The sequence below is a fragment of the Gracilimonas mengyeensis genome (assembly GCF_900182705.1).
GTDB classification, from domain to species: domain Bacteria; phylum Bacteroidota; class Rhodothermia; order Balneolales; family Balneolaceae; genus Gracilimonas; species Gracilimonas mengyeensis.
Map to the genome: position 1 here is coordinate 311,148 of NZ_FXTP01000001.1, position 22,774 is coordinate 333,921.

Sequence of the window (22,774 nt, forward strand, 5' to 3'; positions counted from 1 at the left end):
TTAACATTGCCCAAAGGTGTTCTTAGCCTTATATTCTCTGCGTAATATTTAATGAATGCTTATAGAGAAAGACCGAGGGAATGGGCCCGTGGACGTCTTGGCAACCACTTCTGGAAAGGGGCAGGTGCCAAATCCCACTTCGCTTCCGCGAAGAAAGATAAGCGAGCTAATCCCTCACAGACTCTTTCTATATAAGCTCATCTAAGCAGGAAAGAGTGAACATACAAGAAGCTTTAGAACAACGTATTTTAATCCTTGATGGGGCCATGGGCACCATGATTCAGCGCTATAAGCTGGGAGAAGAGGATTACAGGGGAGAGCAATTCAAAGATCACCCCGATGACTTAAAAGGGAATAACGACTTATTGAGCCTTACCCGGCCGGATATCATCAAAGCCATCCATGAGGAATATTTGGAAGCGGGGGCTGATATTGTTGAAACCAACACGTTCAGCGGCACCACCATTGCTCAGGCTGATTATAACCTGGAAGAAGTGGTGTATGAGCTGAACAAGAAATCGGCCGAAATTGCCCGCGAGGCTGCTGGTGCTTTCACAAAAAAGAATCCTGATAAGCCACGCTTTGTAGCGGGTTCCATGGGACCTACTAACAAAACGGCTTCCATTTCACCGGAAGTTACCGATCCCGGCTACCGTGCCGTTACTTTTGATGAACTGGCGGAAGCTTATAAGCTACAAGCTCGTGGCCTTATGGACGGCGGGGCAGATGTATTGCTGGTAGAAACCATTTTTGATACGCTGAACGCTAAAGCCGCGCTCTTTGCCATTCAGGAACTTTTTGAAGAACGGGGTGAGGAAATTCCCATCATGGTTTCTGGAACGATAACGGATGCATCAGGCAGAACGCTGTCTGGCCAAACAGTAGAAGCATTTCTTATTTCGGTTTCTCATGCACCCATTTTAAGTGTTGGCTTCAACTGCGCGCTGGGCGCCAAGCAGCTGCAGCCTTACCTGCAAAACTTGTCTGACCGATCTCCTTTTTACATCAGTGCATACCCGAATGCAGGACTGCCCAATGAATTTGGGGAGTATGACGAAGGTCCGGATGAAATGGGAGCCCAGGTTGAACAGTATCTGGAAGACGGCTTGGTGAACATTTTAGGAGGATGTTGCGGAACTACACCGGGACATATCACCAAGATGGCGGAATTAGCTCAAAATTATGAACCACGTAAAATAAACCGCCAAGACGCGAAGAGCGCCAAGGAGATGTTGGTATGAAAGAGTTTTCATCAATCATAGACCTGTCAGGTTTTAAAAACCTGACAGGTCTGGACGTTAGCTGCCATTCGTCAGACGGGCATGAAGCCGTCAAACGAAGTCTTAGTATAAACTATCTACTTTTCCATCTGACGGCTTCGCGAATGTTTCGTGCACAGAATTACCGCACCGAGCCGTCTGATGGATGCATAGGGCAGACCTCTAAAAAACTGATCAGACGGTCTTGGAGCCTTCAAACCACAAGCGAGACGCTTGCGGTAGGGGTAGACTCAGTACTTAATTTTTCTACCTGGTTCAAGCGTCCCGCTTGGACCAAGAACTGGAATACAAGCAACCTTCGCGCTCTTAACGCCTTAGCGGTTAAATAACTATGAAGTCACTACCTCTTACACTCAGCGGCCTTGAACCTCTCATCATTACCGAAGATTCCAACTTCGTGAATGTGGGGGAGCGGACCAACGTTACCGGTTCCCGTAAGTTCCTGAATTGCATCAAAGAAAAAGATTACGATCAAGCCTTAAAGATCGCCTTAGATCAGGTGGAAGGCGGGGCCCAGATCATTGATGTGAATATGGACGAAGGCATGCTGGATAGTGCTGCCGAGATGACCAATTTTCTCAACCTGATGGCCTCTGAACCGGATATAGCCAAGATTCCCATTATGGTAGATTCCTCCAAGTGGGAGGTGATTCTGGCCGGACTCAAATGCATGCAGGGCAAAGGCGTGGTGAATTCCATCAGCCTGAAAGATGGGGAGGAAGAGTTCTTGCGACGAGCTAAAATCATACGACGCTTTGGCGCGGCCGTAATTGCCATGGCTTTTGATGAAGATGGTCAGGCCGATACTTTGCCCCGCCGAAAGGAAATTTGTGGCCGAGCCTACAAGCTATTGACAGAAGAAGCCGGTTTTCACCCTTCCGATATCATTCTGGATCCAAATATTTTCCCGGTGGCTACTGGTATGGACGAACATCGCCGAAATGCCATCGACTATTTTGAGGCGGCCAAATGGATTCGGGGAAACTTACCGGGTGCGCATGTGATCGGAGGTGTTAGCAATGTTTCCTTCTCATTTAGGGGGAATAATCGCGTGCGTGAGGCCATTCACTCCGCCTTTCTCTATCACGGGATACAACACGGTATGGATATGGGCATTGTAAATCCTACGCAGCTGGAAGTGTACGATGACATCCCCGAAGACCTGTTGGAGAGGGTAGAGGATGTGCTTTTTGACCGACGCGAGGATGCTACGGAGCGCCTCATGGAAATTGCCGAGGAGTACAAAAATGAAGGCTCATCCATCAAGAAAAAAGCCGACGACGAATGGCGGAAGAAATCGGTAGAAGAACGCATTAGTCACTCACTGGTTAAAGGCATCAACGAGCATATTGAAGAAGATGCGGAAGAAGCGCGCGTGAAATATGGCAGTCCGCTGGAGGTAATTGAAGGTCCGCTGATGGACGGTATGAACGTAGTGGGCGATCTGTTTGGAGCTGGAAAAATGTTTTTACCCCAGGTGGTGAAAAGTGCTCGCGTGATGAAACAGGCTGTGGCCTATCTCACCCCGTATTTGGAAGAAGAAAAAGCACAAAATCAGGATACCAGTGAGCAGCCGAAAGTATTGCTTGCCACTGTAAAAGGCGACGTGCATGACATTGGTAAAAACATAGTGAGCGTGGTTCTGGCCTGTAACAATTACAATGTGGTTGATCTTGGGGTGATGGTGCCGGCCGATAAAATCCTGGACGAAGCCGAGAAGCACAAGGTAGATGCCATAGGGTTAAGCGGATTGATTACGCCCTCGCTGGATGAGATGATTCATGTGGCCCGAGAGATGAAAAAGCGGAATATGGATTTGCCACTCATGATTGGCGGGGCAACCACCTCTCGCTTGCATACGGCCGTGAAGATTGATCCTGAGTACGACTCATCCGTAGTGCATGTGCTGGATGCTTCCCGTGCGGTATCTATGGCCGGGGATGTCATCAACCCGAAGAAAAAAGAACAGGTGAAGCAGGAAATTAAGAAAGAGTATTCGGAGCTCCGCGAGCAGCATGAAGGCCGGCAGACGAAGAAAAAGCTGTTGACCATTGAAGAGGCCAGGGCCAACCAAACGGAGATTGATTGGGAAGGATACGAACCTCCCAAACCTTCGGTTATAGGGACAAAAGTTTTTGAAGATTACCCAATATCTGAACTTCGGAATTACATCGACTGGTCACCTTTTTTCCGCACATGGATGCTTACCGGGAAGTTCCCTGATATCCTGGATGATGAGGAAGTAGGAGAGCAGGCTCAATCGCTTTACGCCGATGCCAATGCTCTGCTGGATGAAATTGTAGCGAAAGACTTACTAAAAGCCAAAGGAGTGATAGGTTTGTATCCCGCAAAACGTTACGGCGATGATGTGATACTATACGAAGATGAAAGTACGGATAAAGAATTAACTCGTTTTCATTTTCTGCGGCAGCAAACCAAAAAGCGCAGGGGACAACCAAATTCCTGTTTAGCGGATTACATTGCCCCAAAACAAACCGGAATTACCGATTACATTGGTTTTTTTGCAGTTACTGCCGGGTTAGGTATTGAAAAGCTCATCAAACATTACGAAGAAAAACACGATGACTATAATGTAATTCTGGTTAAGGCTGTAGCTGATCGACTGGCTGAGGCTTTCGCCGAGCGCATGCACGAGCGGGTTCGCAAGGAATTTTGGGGCTATTCTAAGGAAGAAAGTTTTAGCAATGAAGAGTTGATTGCCGAAGATTATTCGGGTATTCGTCCGGCCCCGGGGTATCCTGCTTGTCCTGATCACACCGAAAAACGCATTTTGTTTGATTTATTGGATGTGGAGAAAAATGCCAGTATTGAGCTCACGGAATCCTTTGCGATGTATCCTGCTTCTTCGGTGAGTGGGATTTACTTCTCGCATCCTCAGTCGCGCTATTTCCGGGTGGGTAACCTCGGCGAAGATCAAATCACCGACTACGCACAACGAAAATCATCTGCTAAAGAGAAAGTTGAGAAATGGCTTTCTTCTAATTTAGACTACGATCCCAATTCACAATGAAAGTTAACGAACACATAAAAAAAGCAAACGGCAACACCTTGTTTTCTTTTGAGGTATTGCCGCCTCTAAAAGGCCAAAACATTCAATCCCTGTTTGAGCATATGGACCCGCTGATGGAGTTCAATCCGCCTTTTGTGGATGTGACTTATCACCGCGAGGAGTTTGTATATAAGAAGCGGGAGAACGGCTTGCTGGAGCGCAAAACAGTGCGTAAGCGTCCCGGTACCGTGGGCATTTGTGCGGCTATTCAAAATCGGTATGAAGTGGATGCCGTACCACACATTATATGTGGAGGTTTTACCCGTGAAGAAACGGAAAATGCGCTCATTGATCTCAATTTTTTGGGGATAGATAATGTGCTGCTTATTCAGGGCGATACCCGTAAGCCTGAAAGAGAATTTGTCCCAGAGCCAGGTGGCCATGAGTATGCTTCTGATTTAATTGAACAAGTGGTGGACTTGAACAATGGTGTATACCTGGATGAAGACCTCGAAAATGCCCAGCCCTCAGATTTTTGTATTGGCGTAGCCGGATATCCTGAAAAACACTTTGCCGCACCCAACATGGAAACCGACCTGAAATATCTGAAGCAAAAAGTTGATAAAGGTGGGTGCTACGTGGTTACTCAAATGTTTTTTGATAATCAGCATTATTTTGATTTTGTGAAAAAATGCAGGGCCTTGGGCATTGATGCTCCCATTATACCGGGCCTAAAACCTATTACATCCAAAAAACAGCTTACAATCTTACCACAAATATTCCACGTAGATTTACCTGTTGAGCTAACCAGTGAAGTGGAAAAATGCAGTAGCAGGGAAGAGGTGCGACAGGTTGGAATTGAATGGGCTATTGCACAATCCAAGGAGCTGATGGAATTTGGGGTGCCAACCCTTCATTTTTATTCGATGGGTAAATCTGATTCGGTATATGCTATTGCCAAAGAGCTTTTCTAGTAATCTCTTTTTATGATCTTTTGATAGGATTCTGAAATAATATTGTAATCTAATGTTAATTATTAAGTTAGCGGAGGATAAAAAATAGTTTGCTGAAATATTAAAAATTTTTAATATTGGGCGGTAGAAAAGAAACATACACCAATTCCCTACATCGTTTATACTCTTCAACAAGGTTAGCGAGTAAAGAAAAAATAGAATGAGCAATTGGCTTAAACGATTGGATACCAAAGGGTTTAGTATTTTGACTTAATGCTTAAGTCATCTGATATTTCAAAAAAAAGGCAATTTATTTTGTAACAAGTGCAACAATCCTTACTCTTGTGAATGGACAAGGCTAAAATTTTAAAAATCTAATTCATTTTGGTGAGCATATTGCTAAATTTATCGCCGAAATGAACTTATAACACAAGTTTAACAACTAACAAAACCTAACACTTAGGAGATCATCATGGGTCAACAACAATTACTACTCGTTATTTTAGTAACAATCATCGTAGGTATCGCGACGGTTGTGGCAATCAACACCTTCGGTTCTGCCGCCGATTCTGCTAATCTGGATGCTGTGAGACAGGATGTAGCTTCTATAGCTGCTTCGGCTCAGGGTTATTATATGAAACCAGAAATGCTTGGTGGTGGTGGACAAGATTTCACTAATATGACTTTTAATGACATTGCTTTTGCTGCTGATTCAGTTATAAACAGTGGATTAACTGCTGTAAATGCAAATGGCACCTATATTTTTGGAACAGGAACAAGTACAGAGATGCCAATAACAGCACATCCTTCTAGTTGTGATGGATATACTCCTGGTACTGGATGTACTGAGACTGCAGATCAACTTAGTGGCGATATTGAAGCAGATGATCTCACTTGGGATTAACTCAATATTAAATCACTTAACCTCGTTACGTAGCTCCGCTGTGTAACGCATATCGGAGGCTCTGCCTCCATGTAAAAGAAAAAAATTTATAAAGCCCCTCTTACTACAAGAGGGGCTTTTTTTATGGGTAAGAGTTTTGAACCAGGATTTTGAGGATTTAGGAGATTTCCAAGATTATGTCATCAATTATATAAAGGAACATTACCCAAAGGGGCTTTTTCAATTGAATAGATCGGACTGTTAATCGGCCAGAATTGGTTATATCTGTTGATAAATGTAATACGATGCTCAAATCCGTTAATTATTCAGCTATGCCAGACTCAAACAACTCAGACCGCATAAAAAATGAAGAGCAATATGAAGAACTTCGTGACCAGGGAATGAGCAAAGAGAAAGCTGCCCGTATTGCCAACTCTGGTGAAGAAGCTTCCAAGAAGGGAGGGAAGCACCCGAAATATGAGGAATGGACTAAAGAGGAACTCTATGATAAAGCTAAAGAGGTTGGCATTGATGGCCGTTCTGATATGAGCAAAGATGAATTAATTGAAGCACTACGTTCCGGGGATTAACTATTTATATCACCGGTGTTTATTGGGATGAATTTGTTGATTTTGGGATTTAATAGATGAGCCAATAGACTGTTCATTGCCCAATTTTCGGTTTACAGAAGTAGCTTTCGCAGCATCAGGGCGAAAATTTTACTTTTTTCGGTTTCCTTAAATCTACCCACCAAGCGTTCCGCTGGAACGCGGTTAAAAATAGCATAGGATTAAGTGGGGCGATGTATTTAGATAGCTATGTCCTTCGCCATCCATCAGACCGGCCAATCGGTCAGATGGATTTCGAAGTGGTTTTAAAAGATCTCGCGGTCTGATGGCTGAATTTCCTCTCCATACCCAAAATCCTGCCCCGAATTCTCGGGGCCGTCCGACCGATAAACAAGGTTATTTACAGCAACAGACCTCTTTTCACATTTCCCTTTTCACTTTTAGAAACAACAGCTCGAAAAATTTTGAGCTGTTGATTGAGTAACTAAACTAGTCACTCAATTATCTTTCCAACAAATACTCCTTAAAAGCCACAAAATCATTTTCAAAAGCAATCGACTTCTTCTCTTTGCTATCAAACTCCAAAACGGGGTCTAAGGACTTCTCAATTTCTTCTTCAACAGTTTCCCTGAATTTGTAAGGATGTGCTGTCTCAAGGAAGATTCCGGTACCAGCTTGCTCTTTAAGGTAGGCTTCCAATCCTAAATATCCCACAGCTCCATGAGGATCCAGCACGTAGCCGGTTTCGTCGTACACTTTTTCAATGGCAGCACGGGTCTGCTTATCCGTATAGGAATAGCCGGTGATATTTTCTTTCATTCTTTGATGAGAACCGGAGTACAGATCAAGCATTCTTACAAAATTACTGGGATCGCCCACGTCCATAGCATTGGAAATAGTGGGTACACTGGCTTTTGCATTGTACTCAGCCGTTTCCAGGTATTTAGGAACGGTATCGTTTACGTTTGAGCATGCCAGGAAATGCTTTAAGGGTAAGCCCATTTTCTGGGCAATAAGTCCGCCGGTGAGATTGCCATAATTTCCACTGGGCACCGATACAACTACATCCTTTCGTTCTTCGGGGTGAAGCTGGGCCCACCCGTGAAAGTAGTAGATACTTTGGGGCAACATCCGCGCAATGTTGATGGAATTGGCAGAGGTCAGTTTAATCCGCTTATTTAATTCATTATCCAAAAACGCCTGTTTTACCAGGCGCTGACAATCATCAAAAACTCCATCTACCTCCAGGGCAGTGATGTTTTTGCCGAGGGTTGTCATTTGCTGCTCCTGGAACTTGCTGATTTTACCCGAAGGGTAGAGGATGACTACTTCAATATTGGGTACATCATAAAATCCCTGGGCTACGGCACTGCCCGTATCGCCGGAGGTAGCTACGAGAACGGTCAGTTTTTCATCGCTTTGCTGACTGAAGTAACTCAGAGTTCTGGCCAAAAAACGTGCCCCCACATCTTTAAATGCAAAAGTGGGTCCATGAAACAGTTCCAGGGCATATAATTCATCCCTTACCTTTTCCAGTGGGATATCAAAACTCAGGGTTTCTTCCATTAATCTGGATAGCTCTTCGTCTGGAATTTCTCCGTCAACAAATTCCCGCATCACCCGAAAGCCTATCTCAGGCAGACTTAATTCATCCAGTTCATCAAAAAAAGAAGAAGGAAAATGAGAGATGGTTTCCGGCATGTAAAGTCCGTTATCTTCCGGCAAACCTTTAAAAACGGCTTCTTGAAAAGAGGCTTCGGGTGCTTGTCCCTTGGTGCTGTAATACTTCATTGTTACTTAATTATCTGCGTTCCTTTTGCGTTGATGGGGGATACATGTACGTAGCTTTCCAGCCCGATATCTTCAAAGAGCTTTCGAAAAGCTTCGGCCACTTGCTGAGCATTTTTCATGCCTTGGCTGAGGGCAAAAATTGAGGGACCTGAACCGGAGATACTGGCACCAAGTGCCCCTGCTTCTTTTGATTTTTGCTTGGCTTCGGCAAAACCAGGGATAAGGATGCCGCGAATAGGTTCAGCGATTACATCCTGTAAAGAGCGTCCAATCAGGCCGTAGTCGCCTTGGGCAAGACCGCTTACCAGTCCGGCCACGTTGCCCCATTGCACGATCGCATCACGAAGCTCAATTTGCTGTCGCAGCATTTTTTTAGCATCCGAAGTTTTTACCTCAATCTGGGGATGTACGACCGTAGCACATAGCTCATCGGGAAATTGGAGAGGAATTACATCTAAAGGATTATAGCTGCGAATAAGCACAAAACCGCCCAGCAGGGAAGGGGCTACATTATCGGCATGAGGTACGCCCGAGGCTAGCTTTTCACCTTCCATGGCAAACCGTACCAGTTCTGTAGTACTAAAAGGTTCTCCAAGGATTTGGTTCACCCCAAAAACAGCTGCAGCAGAACTGGAGGCACTGGAGCCCAGGCCACTGCCGGGTTGTACTTTTTTGGTGAGTTCGAATTGCAATCCGAAGTCTGGCTTTTTAGTCAGGGAATCAATCAAAGCCTGCGCTGCCACAGTTATTACGTTTTCTTCCGGTTTTTTGGAAAGATGATTGCTGCCATGGATGTCAGTAATGGTAAGTCCGGGCGACTCGGTTTTGGTGATGATGAGTTCATCCCCGATGCCTTCCAGCGCAAAGCCCAATACATCGTAACCGCAAGCTACGTTGGCTACCGTAGCCGGGGCAAATACTTTAATTGATTCCATTTAGATGTTGTTCATTAGATAATTGTAGTGGTAAAATAGGCCGCAAAAATACGAAAGCATAACATTGTTTTTCACTGACTCCATACAGTTGAATTTGTTTTACTAAGTAACAAAGGTTTATGCACTGCTGAAATCATCTTTGTATTAAAAAGATTGACGAATAATCGATAGACCGAAAGATCGAATGACCGATATTAACTTGTATAAATCCCTCTACTATAAGACCCCCTGGTTCCTACGCTCTGCGTGGGAACCAAAGGGGCCGACTAAGTCGGACTAAGCAGAGGCAATCTTCATTACATCCGCAAAGATACCAGAAGCAGTCACTGCTGCTCCGGCACCCGCGCCTTTAACTACCAGCGGTTGTTCACTGTAGCGATTGGTATAAAACAGCACGATGTTATCTTTACCGCCGAGATTAAAGAACGGATGGTCGGAGGCAAAAGCTTCCAGTCCGGTTTCGGACTCACCGTCTTCATAGGTGGCTACATATTTCAGGCGTTTGCCTTGATCTGCGGCTTCTTTGTATAGCTTTTGGAATACTTCTTCGTTTTCATCCAGCTTGTCGTAAAACTCTTCAAGAGTGTCTGTGTTCATACACTCATCCGGCACAAAGCTGTTGTTGGTGATGTCATTCAGTTCCATTTCAAAGCCACTTACACGAGCTAAAATCAGGATTTTACGCATCACGTCTTTACCGCTCAGATCCAGTCGGGGGTCAGGTTCGGTGAAGCCGGCCGCCTTCGCGTCTTTTACCACTTCGCTGAATTTCTTGGTACCATCATAATTGTTGAAGATGAAATTCAGTGTTCCTGAAAGCACAGCCTGAATCTTGTGTACCTGATCGCCGCTTTTAATGAGATCATTCAAGGTAGAGATCACAGGAAGCCCGGCACCAACATTCGTCTCATACAAGAATTTAGACTTGTACTTCAGTGCCGAATCGGTGAGTTTCTTGAAGGTTTTGTAATCGGAAGAACAGGCAATTTTATTGGGAGTGACTATTGAGATACTGCTTTCCAGTACATCCTGGTACAATTTTGCCACATCCTCTGAGGCGGTAGAATCAATGAAAACTGTATTGCGCAGGTTCAGCTCTTGCATATTTTGCAAGAACACCTGGTGATCCATCTTCTCACTTTTCTCTTCCATCAAAGCTTGCCAGTTATCCAGGTCAATGCCTTCTTCATCAAAATACATTTGACGTGAATTGGCCAATCCGGCTATAAATACATCCAGGTGATGTTTTTCAGAGAGATATTCCTGCTGAGCTTTTACCTGATCGATAAACACTTTACCTACATTTCCAACGCCAATCATAAACAAGTTCAGTTTTTTGCGATCGGAGAGGAAGAACGCCTCATGAATACTGTTTAGTGATTTCTTTAGATCTTTTTTGTTGATAACTACGGAGATATTCAACTCGGTAGAACCCTGAGCAATTGCTCTAACGTTTACACCGTTGTGACTGAGCGTATCGAAGAGCTTGGCACTTACTCCAACCTGTTTCTTCATTCGGGAACCGACCAGTGCTATAATAGAAAGACCGGTTTCTACATCCAGCGGATTAATTTTGTGATTCTCAATTTCATAGGCAAATTCTTCTGAGATGGCTTTTTTGGCTCTGTCTACATCTTCCAGGGAAATCCCCACGGTAATAGAGTGCTCGGAAGAAGCCTGGGTTATCATAATCACATTTACATGTTGCCGGCTAAGTGATCCAAACAAGCGAGAGGAGATATTCGGAACGGCAATCATTCCACTACCCGTCAGGGTGCAGAGGGCAATTTCCTCAATGCTGGAAGTTCCTTTCACCACCTCGCCTTCTTCCGGGCCTTCGCGTGAAATCAATGTCCCGTTTTCATCCGGTTCGAACGTATTTTTGATATGAACGGGAATGTCTGCATCCAATACGGGCTGGATGGTGGGGGGATAAATGACTTTAGCACCAAAGTGCGAAAGCTCCATGGCCTCTTCGTAGGAGAGATGCTCAATAGGATGGGCATTATTTACCATTCGGGGATCGGAGGTCATCATGCCGCTTACATCGGTCCATATCTGAAGTTCATCCGCCTGAACGGCCGCAGCAATCAAAGCAGCAGTATAATCCGAGCCGCCTCTGCCCAAAGTAGTAACCGATCCATCTTCTTTTGATGAGGCCACAAAGCCTGGGAATACTGAAACCTGACTGGGTTTGCTTAGCTGGTCGCGAATTTTAGAATAGGATATGGAAAAGTCTACCGAAGCTTTACCAAAACGACTATTGGTTTTGATTAGCTCTCTGGAGTCTAAAAACTTAGCATCGAGACCGCTTGATTTGAAGAAATCAGCAATGATGCCGGCTGATAGTATCTCACCATAACTCAGAATATGGTCTAAAGAGCGGCTGGAAAGTTCCTGAATGAGATAAACGCCCCGGCAAATGTCTTCGAGGTCATTTAATAGTAGCTTTGTACGCGTGAGCGTTTCACTACGCTTTTGTACCGACAGCAAATCGTTGCATAATGCCAGGTGCCGTTTTTCAACTTCTACCAGTTTATCTTTATATCCTTCATCACCTTTTGCTGCCTGGGTTGCACATTCCTGAAGCTGGTTGGTAATACCGCCAAGCGCTGACACCACCACGGAAACCGTGTTATTTTGGGATTGATCTTTAACAATTTGCTGTACTTTTTTAAGGTTTTCTGAGGTGGCTACAGAACTACCACCGAATTTTAAAACAAGCATAATCTTTTTGTAATGAAGTTAACGACTTAAAGCTGCGAAAGAATGGCAAAATGCCCGGTTGGCGATATGTAGATAAGAACCCCCTAAGGGGTTGTAATAATAATGGTCGTTGTAGAAATAGATGTAATCATAGCAAGGGCTGTCCGAAAGCGGATTGTTTGGTTAGGAATGCTATGTGAAATAAGTAATTTCATTGCCTTAAGTGTATTCCATTCAGCAACTAAAGTAAACCCTTTTATTAAAAAAATAGATAAGTGCTTGTTTCACAAAGGGTATGGTGAAATTGGTAGCGCTTCTATGTATTTGCAAGTGTTCAAGAGCTCCGAAAAGGAAATACTTTTTTGGGTAAAGGGATGAAATTCAAAATTAAAGATTGAAGATTAAAAATTAGTTTTATCCAGTATTGCAGCTCGGATATTATTACTCAGAAAATTTTCTTCAAGTTGAAATGCTATACTTTTATTTGGGATTGTAAAAAATTCAGCCCTTGGTAACAGAACCCATCCTTGTTCCTTCCCTAACGCCCAAGGGCGCCAAGGAAGGAAACGCCTATATATATTCTGAGACGAGTATTGCCAACCCAAGTAATGGGACACTAGTCTTCTCTAACGTAATCTTCAATTTTTAATCTTGAATCTTTAATCATAAACCTTCCTATGCGCAAATTTCCATGTATTCTTTCAGGCGGGAGCCTTGGTCTTGCTCGTCTTGCTTTTTGAGAGCGGCACGTACGCCGTCATGTACGGTATTAAAAAACCGGTTAGACTTAACAAAAGTGCTAATGTCTGATTTGCGCAGTACATCGCGAACAGGGCCTATCAATCCGGAGATATACAGTTCAATGCCTTCTTTATTGAGGGTTTCGATGATCATTAGAAGAGAATCCATTGCGGACACATCGAGGTCGCCAATGGTGGTGCCATCGATGATTACGTATTTTGGGGCATCCTCGTCAGTCATGCTTTTCTCGAGAATGTAATTTTTAAAGAACTCAGCATTCATAAAAGAGAAGGCCGCATCAACCCGTAATATTAACACACCTGGAATAGGCTGGGCTTCTGAAAATCGCTCTCTGTTTTTGAAATCACGGGTGCCGGGTAGTAAGCCTAATTCGGCAACCGTTGGTTTGCTCATCTTAAGCAGCAGCGCAATCACCGATGACACCAGCCCGATTATTATGCCTTCCTGAATCCCAATCGTCAATACACTTACAAAAGTGATAAAAGCCACCATGGCATCCCTGCGCTTAGTGTTGATCAGAAAACGCAGCTCTTTAATATCAACCAGACTGCTTACGGACACTACAATTATAGCCCCTAACAAAGGCTCGGGGAGAATCTCGAAAAGAGGAGTGAGAAACAGTAGTGTGAAGAGAATGAGTATGGCAGCAAACACATTGTTGAGTGAAGTTTCAGCTCCGCCTTGTTCAGCAATGGCCGAACGCGTGAAACTGGAGGAAACCGGTAAGGATTGAAACAGGCTTCCCATGATATTACTGGCTCCAATGGCGACTAATTCCTGATTTGGATTTACCGTGTAGCTGTGCTTTCGCGCAAAGGATTTTGACAGCGAAGCTATGGTCATGAATTGTATAAGTGATAGCGTGAACGCGTTGGGCGCCAATTCTCTAATCATATCTGTATCAAAAGGGGGAAGGTCAAATTCAGGAAGCCCAACAGGGATAGCCCCAACTTGTTGTATGCCCCACTGCGATACGCTGATAAAAGATACCACCAAAATTGTAGCAGCCACAAGAATGACGGATTCCGGCAACTTGGAATAATAACGACGCATCAATACCAAGAATAGAATAAAGAAAACCGACAGCCCAAATGATGGCCAGTGTATGTTGCCTATCTGTTGGAAAACATGGTAGGCTATTTCATGAATAAATTGGGAATTGGGGATGTCAATTTTAAGTAACGTTCCAAGCTGACTCGCTATAATGATGATGGGGGCCGCTATGGTAAAACCGGAAATAACCGGACGTGAAAACAGATTGAAAACGACACCCAGTTTCATAAAACCCATTACCACCTGGAACGTCCCGGTCATAGCGGCAATCATTACGGCGAGAGTCACCTTTTCAGCAGGATCATTCCCGGCAAGGAAACCAAGAGCGGCGGCCAAAATCAGCATATCAATGGCTACCGGACCGATGGAGATGTGGCGGGAAGTTCCCAGTAATGGATAGATCAGCAAAGGCACCAAACCGGCATAAAGGCCATAAATGGGCGGCAGGCCGGCAATGACCGCATAAGCCATACCTTGAGGAATCAGCACCACACCTACGGTAGAACCCGATATGGCATCGGCCTTAAGTTTACTGAGATTATACTCTTTCAGAGTTTTGAGTATGGGAAAGTATTTAAACAGAAAATGCTGCATATCTATTTAGAATGGCCAAAAATATGGAATTGCAAAGGTACCAATAATCCAGAATAAAAGATTAAGTGGCGTACCTACTTTCACGAAATCAGTGAACTTGTATTGACCGGGCCCAAATATCATGGTATTGGTTTGATAGCCGATCGGGGTCATAAAACTCAGGGAGGCTGCCATCGTTACAGCTACCAGCAGGGGAGCTGCGTTTACATCAATCGAACTGGCTGCCTCAATGGCAATGGGGGCCAACAATGCCGCAGTGGCTTGGTTGGAGATCAGGTTGGTCAGCATCATCGACATAAAAAAGAAAGCAGAGAGTACAGCCGTTGGACCTAATGACGCAAACTGGGTGATAACTACATCAACCATAAGCTGAGCAGCCCCGGTTTTTTGCATGGCAATGCCAAGCGGAAGTACACCTCCCAACAGAAAAATGACCTTCCAGTTTATGGACTGATAGGCTTCCTCGTTGGTTAAACAGCCCGTTAGTACCATCAATATCACCCCGCAAATAGCCGTTGCTACAATGGGAAGGATGCCCAGGGCCGCAAAACCTACCACACCGGCAATGATACCCAGCGCTACGGTAATTTTAGAGGATTCGTGTTCCGGGAGTTCAATCTCGGTAGCTAATACAAATTCCTCAGCGGTTTTAATATCATTTACTCGTTCCTTTTTGGCGTACAATAAAATAGAGGTTCCGCTTTGAAGTCGTATGTCTTGCAGGTTGTCTTTTTGAAGTTCGCCTTGTTGACGAATAGCCAGTACCAAAGCCTCATATTTTTGCCAGAGTTGGAGATCTTTTAGTTGTTTACCCTCAATAGAAGATTCCGGGGCTACCACTGACTCCACCAGTTGTGCGTTACCGATTTCAAAATCCCGGTCTTCCCAGTGTTTGGAAGGTTTAATGAACACATCTTCCCGGTTCAATAACTTGTTTAGCTCTTTAACGCTTCCACGGATGCGTAGTATATCATTGGCTTCCAACTCGATATTCATGCGATCTGGTTTCGACTCACCGTCCTCATCAAAAACCTCTACGATATCAAGGTCTAAATCCTGAATGAGTTTGGTATTTTTAAGTGGCGTATCAACAAATGGGGAATGAGGTTGCAAAATTACGTCGGTGAGATAGCTTTGCATCTCGAAGGTATCGGTGAGCGACTCGTCTTTTCTTCTCTCAGGGATGAGATTAATACCAAACGTAAACAGGTAAATAAAGCCTACAACAAAAAAGATGAGTCCCACAGGGGCAAACTCAAACATGGTGAAGCCCGCCAGGTTGTTATCGGTTGCGATAGAATCAACCAAAAGGTTGGTAGAAGTACCAATAAGTGTACAAACGCCCCCAAACATGGCGGCAAAAGACATGGGCATGAGCAGCTTGGACGCACTTTCACCCAGATCCCGGGATAAACTAATAAGTACAGGGATGAAAATGGCTACTGCGGCCGTATTATTAATGAATGCTGAAATCACCCCAATCACCAGCATGATGATAAACATAGCCAAGCGGTAATTTAGCTTACTGAGCTTGAAAAAATAATCACCTACAATGTCCAGTGCCCCGGTTTGCCGTAATCCCTCGCTGAGAATAAACATACAGGCAATAGTGACCGTGGCCGGGTTGCTGAAGCCCGAAAGGCCCTCACGAGGTGTAAGGATGCCGGATACCACCAAAATGGCCAATAAAATGAGCGAGGTAATGTCAAAGGAAATACGTTTGTTGACGAACAGAAATACCGCCAAAACGATAAGTCCATATACAAACCAAATTTCCAGAGATACTCCAAACATAGATGAATAAAATCGCTTTATGTTAAAGTCTCACAATTAAATACAATGTTAGGAACGGCTTTCGTTCAATGTATTAATAGATTTACGGGCAAAGAAGTTCAATCTTTTTGCACTTTGGAAATTAAACATCTCAGAGGCATTCAGAAGAGATATCATAACAAGTTCTTAGAGTAAGGATCTATCTCAATTTTATGAAATGTTTAGACCTTAGAATCATGCCGCTTAGGTGCATCTCAGAAATAAAAATCAAAGATGGAAAAACACTCTTTAAGCTCTTATTTTAGAGGCAGATTTTAGAATGCACTGAAAAAGCCATCTGCCTTTGGCAGGTTGCTTTTTTTATATGTAGAAACCAACAAAAAGAATGAAACGACTATGAGTAAAGTACAATATTTGACTCAGGAAGGTTATGACAAGCTGGAAGCTGAATTAAAAGATTTGAAGACACGGGGACGTAAAGAAATTGCCAACGACATAGCCGAAGCCCGGGCCAAAGGAGATTTAAGTGAAAATGCGGAATATGATGCTGCCAAAGAGGCTCAGGGTCACCTTGAAGATCGCATTACAAAATTGGAAGATGCTCTGGCTAATGCTCGCGTTCTTGACAAAAAAGACCTGGATCTTTCCAAAGTACGTGTGTTGACGACTGTTACTATCCTTAATAAAAAGATGGATAAGGAAATGAAATACACGCTTGTTTCTGCTAATGAAGCGGACTTCAAAGAAGGCAAGATTTCGGTTGATTCTCCTATTGGTAAAGCTCTTATGGGAAGAGAAATCGGCGAGACCGTAGAAGTAGATGTACCCGCCGGTAAGCTGGAACTGGAAGTGAAAAACATCGAAATCTAATCTCAAACGGCTACAATGAAAAAGCTCATTGACGTTTATCCCTACAAAATAAAGAATGGCGTTCCGCTGTTTCTTATTTTCAAACGTTCGTCTGGTAAGATATATGCCAATCAATGGCGGATGGTAGGCGGGAAAGTGAAGGAGGGTGAAGCCTATTGGGAAGCAGCCCTCCGTGAGCTTAAAGAAGAGACCGGGATCACTCCAACCAATTTTTGGACAATTCCCTCAGTGAATCAGTTTTATGAAGCCAAGACCGATTCCATACATTCAATTCCGGCCTTTGCTGCCGAAATTGATGCAAAAGCGGACATCGTTTTAGATGACGAACACAGTGAATACAAATGGATAGGGGTGGAAGGGATGGCGCCTTTCATCAGCTGGCCCGAGCAACGGCGGCTTATCAAGCTGACCTATGATATTTTAACCGATGAATTTCTTGAAATCCTGCCCGAGTGGAACATCGACATCTCCTGATCGCCTTACTTTTTTGCCTGATCCCTGCCTTCGGGCTTGCTCAATCTTCTCAAGATTACGGGGATGATTACAGTTTGGAGTTTGTGCCAGATCTGTGGTATAACGATGTGGATGGCATCAGGGTAGGCGTCCGCGTCCGGGGCGAGATGGAAGGAAGTTTTAATGATGGACCGCACCGACTAAATGCGGGCCTGTGGTTGGGAACGTGGTTTCCGGATCAGCCGGTATCCTATTATTTCTCTTTTACCGAACCGATTCCTTCTATCTCATCCTTTGGGAGTGAAGGCAGCCTGCAGCTGGAAACCAGCGTACGTACCGGTTTCAGCAAGCACGGCTTGTATTTCAACAAGCGATGGCAATTTGGCTTTGATGAACTGAAATATGTGGAATTCCGCACCGGGCTCAGCACTGAAAAAATGTTTGATGAGGAATACCGGCAATTTCCTGAGCATTGGGTTTTTAATGTGAACCAAGACCTGCCCCTTGACAGCCCGACCGGGCCGAGACCACGAGTTAAAGAGCAAATTCATTTATTGAATGCGAGCTTGTTGTTACACCAGCAGAATCTTTTGGGAACCTATTCGATTGATCTTGATTTCAAACAGCAACTAAATGAAAAGGTTCTGCCTTCATTCACACGGTTTGATGCAGAAATAACGCAACAGATTGTCTTAGGCAGCGGTTTTAAGCTGGATTTTAGGTCATTTTTTGGGATGGCAAACAAAGACGTTCCCTATCAGTATTCTTATTTATCCAGCATGCAATCCATGATTGGTTGGCTAGATCATGGTTTATCAAGAGCAAAGGGTACCATACCCATAAGTATGATGAATGAAGGGATTGTTCAGTTTACCGGAGGCCCTAATTTGAGGGGCTATTTGAATCAGGATGTAAAAGCATTGAAGAGTAATGCTTTTATTCAGGGTATAGGTGCTGGCGATTATTATCTACTAAATGCTGTACTCAGCTTAAATGCCGAGTTGGATTATCCAAACCCTCTTCATAAAAAATTAAAATCTATCCCTTTTCTTGGAGACTTCTTAGCGATGAGGAGTTATATGTTTTATGATGTCGGTACCATGCCTGAACGAAGAGGTGGCAACTTGTTTGATGCACAAAAAAGTGATGCAGGAGCAGGTTTTGAGCTATCCATAAACATTCCCGATTATTTGGGTAAAGATCGTGGCCTTTTTATCCGATACGATATACCATTCTGGCTTTCTCATCCGGGCGGAGGAGAATCACATGTTGAATTCCGCCACTTAATTGGAATTGGAGCTTTAATCTCATTTTAACTCATTATTGTCATGAAAATTCTGGTCATCAATTGCGGCAGTTCATCCATCAAGTACCAGCTTATTAATACCGAAAATCAGGAGTGCCTTTGTAAGGGACTGGTTGAACGTATTGGAGCCGTAACTTCAATTATCAAACAGGAATTCAAGGATGAGAAGCCGGTGAAGAAAACCATGGTTATTGAAAACCATGCGGCCGCGCTCAAAACCATTATGGAACTGTTGTTGGAGGCTGATAACGATCACCTGCATTCCCTGGATGAAATTGAAGCCGTAGGGCACCGCGTGGTACACGGGGGAGAGACCTTCAAAGATTCCGTTCTTATTGATGAAGATGTGGAAGAAGCCATCCAGCAGGCCTTTGATATTGCACCGTTGCACAACCCACCAAACCTGGATGGTATCCGTGCAGCTAAAAAGCACTTGCCGGATGTACCTCACGTAGCGGTATTTGATACAGCCTTCCATCACTCCATACCCAAACATGCCTTTTTATATGGAATTCCAAACCGCCTGTATCGACGCTACAAAATTCGTAAATACGGGTTTCACGGAACCTCACATTATTACGTGAGCCGCAAGTATTACAACCTGTCTGATAAAGACAAAGAAGGTTCCAAAATTATTACTTGTCACCTGGGTAACGGTTGCTCTATTGCTGCCATAAAGGATGGTGAATCCTACGATACCAGTATGGGTTTTTCACCTTTGGAAGGGCTGATTATGGGAACCAGAAGTGGCGATATCGATCCCTCTATCTTGTTCTACCTCATAGAGAAAGAAGAATTATCTCTCGCAAACGTTCATGCATTATTGAATAAACACAGTGGTCTGTTAGGCCTGAGTGGTTTTGCTGCCGATATGCGTGATTTACTGGAAGAAGCTGACCGTGGCGACCGTCGCTGCCAGGAAGCCATTGATGTATTCTGCTACAGGATTCGTAAGTATATTGGCTCCTATGTTGCTTCCATGAATGGGGTAGATGCCATCATCTTTACCGGAGGTATTGGTGAGAACGCTTCACCTATCCGCGAAAAAGTGCTTAAGGAGATGGATTACCTTGGTATTGAAGTAGACCCGCAACGCAATGCTAACCTTGAAAAAGGACAGACCCAAATCCATACGGATAATTCTAAGGCCGAAGTACACGTTATACCCACCAACGAAGAACTGGTAATAGCGATTGATGCCGCCAAAATTGCGACGGCATCCAAACAAACACCATGGGCCTAAATCAACGCGCTTATTTTGCACTCACTTCTTTAATCCTGGCTTTACTCATCCAGGGCTGTTCGGTCACCAGCTGGACGGTAGTGGATGAGGGAGCCCGGGATACCGAAGATTTTGAAATCATTGATACCCGGTATCTCTTACAAAGCACTAACGGAATAAACCCGGAACAACCCCTAGCGTATTTTGACCTCTACAGGATAAATACTTACGAATACACCCAACGGGTTCAAACAGAACGATATGTACAGCAGTATCGTCCACGCCTTGGCTACGTATTACTTGGGGCAGCAGGGGCAGGGCTTTCCTATTACGCAGCCTTTTCTGATCAGTTGTTATCCCGGCCTACGGATACTCAGCGTTATGCCCTGATGGGCGCAGGGACTTTGCTCACCGGTGTTTCTTTCCTCAATATGAAACCGGTGGGAGAACCCAAGAAAACAGGAGAAAGCCGTTTGCTTCGCCAAACCGGCACCGAGACCGAGGTTGATACCTTAGCATCTGATCCTTACCAGGAAGAAACGGCACGTCTTCGGGTTCGGTACAATGGTGATATGCTTATTCAAAGTGATAACTGGCCGTTTGATGGGAACCGGCTAAGCATCAATCTGGCAGATAATATCGATGCCTCTATTTTTGAGGAAGAGCCTGCAGAAAACCTGGTAGTTGAAGCCACTTACGACACACTACAGAAAATCATAGAAGTACCGGTTGCTTCTGTTTTTGAACGGTTTGTAGTAGTAGATAAACCGCTCACCGCTTTACGGAATGAACCTGAGGTAAACCCGGACAATGTGCTCAACGACCTGGCTGAAGGCAGTCAGCTTAAACTTGTTTCCAGACAAGGGGACTGGTTTAAGGTTCTATATGGAATTTCGGAAACCTGGATTGCTGCAAATGATGTGAGAACCATTTGGCGTCCTTCTGATTTTGCATCGGACCTTTCCGTAATTGCAATTCCCAACGTTCCTTTTGGCAGTGTAGATGTAGAACAGGATATCCCCGTCTTAGCTGAAGATAATAGCTCATCAAGCGCCCTTATTTTATCTAATTTCAGGTATGATGGTGCTTTTTCGGAGAAAAATTATGGGCAACGTGATGTACAGCTTATGGAGGCTTACTTTCAGAATGCCTTTAGGGTTCGTGATAATTTCCTGGCAACAATAACCAATACCTCAAGTCAGGGGATGGTAGCCCGGAGCATCCGGCGTTTACAGTCAGCCGCATCGGATTCTTCTCATACATTGTATGTATACCTTGGTGGCTTTACAGTTTTAAAAGATGATCAACTTCATCTTGCCGGTCCCGAATACACCGACGACACCCCTAAGTCAATAAACCTTCATTGGCTATTTGAACAGCTGGGTGCTATAGAAAATGGTCGGATTATCGTATTTGCTGATTTCGATTTCTTCAATTTTGCTCAGGATGATGAGATATTACAAGAGACCGTTGAACCATTAATCTCTCAAAACCCATCATCTGCAGTCATATTCAGTTCAATCCTGAATCAACAATCAGGAATTTACTCTTCCCCCGGCGGTGATCAAAAACGCCATAGTATTTTTACCTATTTCCTGGCTGATGCCTTCAAAAATGGAAATACGTACATATCGGATATCATGAGTTACCTGGATCGTAATGTTACCTTTATATCCCGCAGCCTCTACGAACGCCCCCAAACCCCGATACTTTTTGGTAACAATCAGCTGGAAATTGTGAACTGATGGCATTGATCTACATTGCCTTAAGTATTGGTTGCTCACTCATTTTGGCCCAAATCTTAAAACTGGCTGAAAACCAGAAATTGAGTGTACTGCATGTGCTGGTTAGCAATTATGCGGCCGGATGCCTCATCAGTTTGTGGAATGCCCCGGAATGGGGAGGCACTTCCTTTTTTCCAGAAACAGCAAATCTTGGTTGGGGAGTAACTACAACCGTACTATTATTGGGCTTGGTATTTATTGCCAATCTGCTGGTTTACAGCAAATCTATCCACCGGGTGGGGATGGGAGTGAGCATAGCCGCCATGCGGATGTCACTGGTTTTTCCCATTGGAGTGAGCCTGTTTGTATTTGGGGAACAACTGGTAAGCATTCGTTATATCGGCATTTTAGTAGCCTTAGCTTCTCTACTTTTGATGGTACCGCGTATACGCACAAAAAGCATTTCCGGCGTTTCCGATGCCTGGTTGCCTGTACTCATATTTGTGATGACCGGTGTGGCCGATACCGGAATGAAGGTATATGAGCGGTTGTTTTCAGCGCAGATATCTGAGGACTTATTTGTTTCCGGTATTTTTCTGGTTTCCTTTTTAATCGGTGGACTGGTATTGCTCAAACGGGGTGAATACCAAATTACTTGGAAAGAAGCGATGTATGGTGTGGTGGCCGGGCTTGTAAACCTGTATTCGTCTATATTTTTACTATATGCCCTAAAAATGATGCCGGGCTCCGTAGTATTCCCTTTGGTAAATGTCAGTCTGGTAGTGTTCGGCACGTTTATTGGGGTCTGGTTCTGGAATGATAAACCTTCTGGCAAGCAATGGACCGGGCTGGCTATGGCTGTTGTTTCTATATTTTTGTTGTTAGGTTGA

General features: G+C 44.3%; 16 protein-coding genes and 1 riboswitch. Of the genes, 11 read left to right on the forward strand and 5 right to left on the reverse strand.

Annotated features, from left to right (window positions below):
• Window positions 1–56 precede the first annotated feature (56 nt).
• Window positions 57–164, forward strand: a riboswitch (SAM riboswitch).
• Between the two features lie 51 nt (window positions 165–215).
• The 5 genes from FN815_RS01240 (at window position 216) to FN815_RS01260 (ending at window position 6,716) form a co-directional block, all read left to right on the forward strand.
• Window positions 216–1,241 (forward strand): homocysteine S-methyltransferase family protein, encoded by a 1,026-nt coding sequence (locus FN815_RS01240; RefSeq protein WP_142452772.1) that lies wholly within the window; start codon window positions 216–218, stop codon window positions 1,239–1,241.
• Between the two features lie 370 nt (window positions 1,242–1,611).
• Window positions 1,612–4,311 carry a methionine synthase gene (gene metH, locus FN815_RS01245; protein WP_142452773.1) on the forward strand — a complete coding sequence of 900 codons (2,700 nt, stop codon included), beginning with the start codon at window positions 1,612–1,614 and terminating at the stop codon, window positions 4,309–4,311.
• Complete coding sequence (metF, locus tag FN815_RS01250) at window positions 4,308–5,264, forward strand: methylenetetrahydrofolate reductase [NAD(P)H] (protein WP_142452774.1); 957 nt, start codon at window positions 4,308–4,310, stop codon at window positions 5,262–5,264. The genes metH and metF overlap by 4 nt, the downstream gene beginning before the upstream one ends.
• A 451-nt stretch (window positions 5,265–5,715) precedes the next feature.
• A complete protein-coding gene (locus FN815_RS01255; RefSeq protein ID WP_185957130.1) occupies window positions 5,716–6,147 on the forward strand; it encodes a hypothetical protein in 432 nt (143 codons plus the stop codon).
• 311 nt (window positions 6,148–6,458) lie between these two features.
• A complete protein-coding gene (locus tag FN815_RS01260; RefSeq protein ID WP_142452775.1) occupies window positions 6,459–6,716 on the forward strand; it encodes a DUF7218 family protein in 258 nt (85 codons plus the stop codon).
• Between the two features lie 480 nt (window positions 6,717–7,196).
• Here the strand turns inward: FN815_RS01260 and thrC are convergent, their stop codons facing one another.
• The 5 genes from thrC to FN815_RS01285 form a co-directional block, all read right to left on the reverse strand.
• Window positions 7,197–8,486 carry a threonine synthase gene (gene thrC / locus FN815_RS01265; protein WP_142452776.1) on the reverse strand — a complete coding sequence of 430 codons (1,290 nt, stop codon included), beginning with the start codon at window positions 8,484–8,486 and terminating at the stop codon, window positions 7,197–7,199.
• Window positions 8,487–8,488: 2 nt separating this feature from the next.
• A complete protein-coding gene (locus tag FN815_RS01270; protein WP_142452777.1) occupies window positions 8,489–9,421 on the reverse strand; it encodes a homoserine kinase in 933 nt (310 codons plus the stop codon).
• A 276-nt stretch (window positions 9,422–9,697) separates the two neighbouring features.
• Complete coding sequence (gene thrA / locus FN815_RS01275; protein WP_142452778.1) at window positions 9,698–12,148, reverse strand: bifunctional aspartate kinase/homoserine dehydrogenase I; 2,451 nt, start codon at window positions 12,146–12,148, stop codon at window positions 9,698–9,700.
• Between the two features lie 654 nt (window positions 12,149–12,802).
• On the reverse strand, window positions 12,803–14,536 hold the full coding sequence (locus tag FN815_RS01280) for a SulP family inorganic anion transporter (protein WP_142452779.1): 1,734 nt from the start codon (window positions 14,534–14,536) through the stop codon (window positions 12,803–12,805).
• Between the two features lie 6 nt (window positions 14,537–14,542).
• Entirely contained in the window at window positions 14,543–16,330 is a 1,788-nt protein-coding gene (locus FN815_RS01285; RefSeq protein ID WP_142452780.1) for an SLC13 family permease, read from the reverse strand.
• A 375-nt stretch (window positions 16,331–16,705) separates the two neighbouring features.
• Here FN815_RS01285 and greA point away from each other — a divergent pair, with 375 nt between their 5' ends.
• From greA to FN815_RS01315, 6 genes are read left to right on the forward strand one after another with little or no spacing between them, the layout of a single operon-like run.
• Window positions 16,706–17,179 carry a transcription elongation factor GreA gene (gene greA, locus FN815_RS01290; protein WP_142452781.1) on the forward strand — a complete coding sequence of 158 codons (474 nt, stop codon included), beginning with the start codon at window positions 16,706–16,708 and terminating at the stop codon, window positions 17,177–17,179.
• Between the two features lie 15 nt (window positions 17,180–17,194).
• On the forward strand, window positions 17,195–17,653 hold the full coding sequence (locus tag FN815_RS01295) for an NUDIX hydrolase (protein ID WP_142452782.1): 459 nt from the start codon (window positions 17,195–17,197) through the stop codon (window positions 17,651–17,653).
• The gene (locus FN815_RS01300) at window positions 17,632–18,948 is read left to right on the forward strand and encodes a BamA/TamA family outer membrane protein (RefSeq protein ID WP_142452783.1); all 1,317 of its coding nucleotides are present in this window, start codon (window positions 17,632–17,634) and stop codon (window positions 18,946–18,948) included. The genes FN815_RS01295 and FN815_RS01300 overlap by 22 nt, the downstream gene beginning before the upstream one ends.
• Window positions 18,949–18,960: 12 nt before the next feature.
• The gene (locus FN815_RS01305) at window positions 18,961–20,181 is read left to right on the forward strand and encodes an acetate/propionate family kinase (protein WP_142452784.1); all 1,221 of its coding nucleotides are present in this window, start codon (window positions 18,961–18,963) and stop codon (window positions 20,179–20,181) included.
• The gene (locus FN815_RS01310; protein ID WP_142452785.1) at window positions 20,172–21,905 is read left to right on the forward strand and encodes a hypothetical protein; all 1,734 of its coding nucleotides are present in this window, start codon (window positions 20,172–20,174) and stop codon (window positions 21,903–21,905) included. The genes FN815_RS01305 and FN815_RS01310 overlap by 10 nt, the downstream gene beginning before the upstream one ends.
• Window positions 21,905–22,774 (forward strand): EamA family transporter, encoded by an 870-nt coding sequence (locus FN815_RS01315; protein ID WP_142452786.1) that lies wholly within the window; start codon window positions 21,905–21,907, stop codon window positions 22,772–22,774. The genes FN815_RS01310 and FN815_RS01315 overlap by 1 nt, the downstream gene beginning before the upstream one ends.